The organism is Serratia quinivorans (assembly GCF_946227985.1).
Lineage (GTDB): Bacteria > Pseudomonadota > Gammaproteobacteria > Enterobacterales > Enterobacteriaceae > Serratia > Serratia quinivorans_A.
On record NZ_CAMKGL010000025.1, the window covers coordinates 1 to 3,012 of the forward strand.

4 protein-coding genes and 1 tRNA gene are annotated in these 3,012 nt (G+C 49.6%); 1 reads left to right on the top strand and 4 read right to left on the bottom strand.

The window, feature by feature from the left end:
• Positions 1 to 75 precede the first annotated feature (75 nt).
• Genes OCH02_RS25395 through OCH02_RS25405 form a run of 3 tightly spaced genes read right to left on the bottom strand, consistent with a single transcriptional unit; the run spans position 76 to position 1,845 of the window.
• Positions 76 to 306, bottom strand: a complete 231-nt coding sequence (locus OCH02_RS25395; RefSeq protein WP_261433589.1) for a phosphopantetheine-binding protein — start codon at positions 304 to 306, stop codon at positions 76 to 78.
• Positions 307 to 310: 4 nt separating this feature from the next.
• Positions 311 to 1,129, bottom strand: a complete 819-nt coding sequence (locus OCH02_RS25400) for a lysophospholipid acyltransferase family protein (RefSeq protein WP_261433590.1) — start codon at positions 1,127 to 1,129, stop codon at positions 311 to 313.
• Positions 1,129 to 1,845 (bottom strand): beta-ketoacyl synthase chain length factor, encoded by a 717-nt coding sequence (locus tag OCH02_RS25405; protein WP_261433591.1) that lies wholly within the window; start codon positions 1,843 to 1,845, stop codon positions 1,129 to 1,131. Before OCH02_RS25405 ends, OCH02_RS25400 begins: the two co-directional genes overlap by 1 nt.
• 284 nt (positions 1,846 to 2,129) lie before the next feature.
• On the opposite strand from OCH02_RS25405, the gene OCH02_RS25410 reads away from it, so the two are divergent.
• Positions 2,130 to 2,519, top strand: a complete 390-nt coding sequence (locus tag OCH02_RS25410; RefSeq protein ID WP_261433592.1) for a hypothetical protein — start codon at positions 2,130 to 2,132, stop codon at positions 2,517 to 2,519.
• Positions 2,520 to 2,706: 187 nt separating this feature from the next.
• On the opposite strand, the gene OCH02_RS25415 is transcribed toward OCH02_RS25410, so the two are convergent.
• Positions 2,707 to 2,783: transfer RNA gene (locus tag OCH02_RS25415), tRNA-Asp, on the bottom strand.
• Between the last annotated feature and the right edge of the window lie 229 nt (positions 2,784 to 3,012).

Sequence of the window (3,012 nt, forward strand, 5' to 3'; positions counted from 1 at the left end):
GAGAATACTGATGATCTGTTGGTCGGAAAAACGCTTCTTCATGGGGATGTCCTCATGTGGCTTATGAAGACATTACTAACATCGGGGTGTACTAATCAACTGGGAGCAGGTCACCTGGCTTTCAGCCGACAGCACCACGCCATAACGATTCTTTAATGCTAAACCCAATTCCAGTGCGTCAATGGAATCCAGGCCCAGCCCATCACCAAACAGCGGTGCCTCGGCGTCAATCTCCTCCGGTGTCATACCTTCAAGATTGAGCGTATCAATGATCAATTGCTTGATTTCGGTGCTCAATAAATTCATTCCGCTATATCTCATTATTTGTAGGTTCTGACTGTAAGGCGTCAGTTAAATGCTGGGTTAATCTTCTTGCCGCAAGGGCGGGAGAAACGTCATTTGCATGAATGAATGCGCGGGCGTCGATCTTATCCTGAACGGTGATATGGAACTGCGGTTTTATCGCCGGGATCTTATACCATTTGCCCTGCTTCGTCAGCATGGGGGGATGGCAGTGGATATGCACTACCCGGATATCACATTGCCCCCGCAGCGCAATATTGGCCGCCCCTCGTTGCAGCGTCAGAGCCTTGCCCGGCGTGGTACGGGTGCCCTCAGGGAAGATCAGGATGGTCCCTCCGCTGGCCAGACGTTGATGGCATTGTTCCAAAAGAATATCCGACTGCGCATTAGCCAAATATCCCGCCGCTTTGATCACCCCGCTGACAAATACATTATTCAGCAAGGCCTCTTTGACGATGCAGTCACAGCGCGGCATTTGTGATGCCAGGAGCACATAATCCAACAGGCTGGGATGGTTGGCGATCACCAGGCAGCCGCGATCTTCACTAAAGCGTTCTACATTGTCGAAATGGTAATCCAGCACGCCGAAGAAACGCGTCGTTGCCAGGAAGAAACGGAAACTGTGACGGATTGAGTTCTGCGTTAACCGGCTGCGGCGTGCGGGATCTCGTACCACCAGGCGCATCAGATTAAACCAGACGCCAGACAGTAACAGGCCACCCAAACCAAATAGCGAAAAGCAAAAGCCCGTTGCCACCACCCGCCAACAGCGATTAAACCATGAGGATTGTTCGGAAACCTTTTCCGCAGGGATCGTTGTTGCCATCAGCGTTTCCACAACCAGCCGTGCCGCTGGCCCGGTACCGTGAATTCATCATCAGCACTCAGCCATCCTCGTAGAAACGACAGGCCCTGCGGCTCCTGGTGGTTCACCTGTTCGGCCGTTGTTGCCTGACATTGCAGCGTGCCACCGCTTTCGAGCAGCAGGGCGACAGCATAGGGAACCGAATTTTCCGGCGCGAAAGGCCGGTAAACATCCGGTACGATCCCGTCGAAATCGATTAATAACACCCGTTCCGCACTGCCCGTGGCCAATACGACCTGGGCCTCAATCATCCCCTGCTGGAAGCTGTCTTCGCCGGCGGCCAGTGAAGTGGTCGGCAAAGTATTCTTCGCCATAATAGTCAACCATCCCGCCGCTGTGTTATGTACCGACATGGCAAAATCCGTTGGTGATAAGGGTTGCTGCTGATGCAAGTGCTGGAGTATTTTGTGCGTCCGCTCCAACTCGCCATGACGACTGGTAAAGATTGCCATATCCGCCGGGTAATCATTCAATAAGATCAACCCGCTTTCTACCGCCAGGCGCGTTCCGATACTCATTCGACGCAGTGACATCATGGGAATACGAGAACAACCGGGTAATACCCCCGGGTATTCAGCGGTAATAGCATTATCCGTAGCCCATTGGCGCCATGCATCACGCGTTCCACGATCGGGAGCCATTGCCCACCAACTGAGTATATTCATGTCGCCCGCCATTAAGGGGATTACTGGTCAGAAAAATTCCGTGGGTAAATTTATTATATCTAACCCCAGAATGCATTCCCAAAATTCCTATTTTTTCACGGAATATTCGATTAAACGATTAGGCTTACTTATCGACATAAGTCGACAACACTTGAGAAAAAAGGGAAATATCACGATGATAAGCAGCAGTATTTGTCGAATTTTTCCGATGAGTGTATCTTAATCAGGGATCGTCATGCATCACTTCCCTGCATGATTAATACCTTTCTCATTTACCAACACTCATGGACAAGAGTATGAAACCATTTAAGCTCATTTTAACTGCCGTATTCGCCGCTATGCTGGTTACCGGTTGCGCAGGCACGGCTCCGGTTAAAAACGTCAGCCAAAACATTGCAGATAGTCACAGTAATGCACAGGTGCGCCAGGCGATCCTCTCCGCCGGCTTGAACCGCGGCTGGATTATGAACCCTACCGCAGATGGCGTGATCGATGGCAAGATTTTGCTACGTGGCCACAGCGCAGATATACGTATCACTTACAATACAAATAGTTATCACATTAACTATGTTGCTAGCAGTAATATGGATGCCAAAGACGGAAATATTCATCCAAACTATAATCGCTGGGTGGCCAATCTGGATAAGGATATTCAATTGGAACTTGCGCGCCAGAATATTAAATAACGAAAAAAAATTCATTACCCGGCGGAGATCTACTGTCGGGTATATTATGCTTTATATTGGCATGCAGTTCGGATAATTATTTACTAGAGCAGATTTTCACCGCATAAATCACGCAGCTATATTCAATTTCGTTGAATTTTGCATATGAAAAAGCCCTGAGTCAGAGACTCAGGGCTTATCAAATTAGTGGCGGAACGGACGGGGCTCGAACCCGCGACCCCCTGCGTGACAGGCAGGTATTCTAACCAACTGAACTACCGCTCCACCGGTTCTTTCACGTTACATCTTTCGATGTTGCAAAACCGCACTTGGCGATCCTGCTCATTATCGGGTGTCAAGGCCGATAACGTTTAATTGATGCCTGGCAGTGTCCTACTCTCGCATGGGGAGACCCTGACCTGCTCCCAGTTGATTAGTACACCCCGATGTTAGTAATGTCTTCATAAGCCACATGAGGACATCCCCATGAAGAAGCGTTTTTCCGACCAACAGA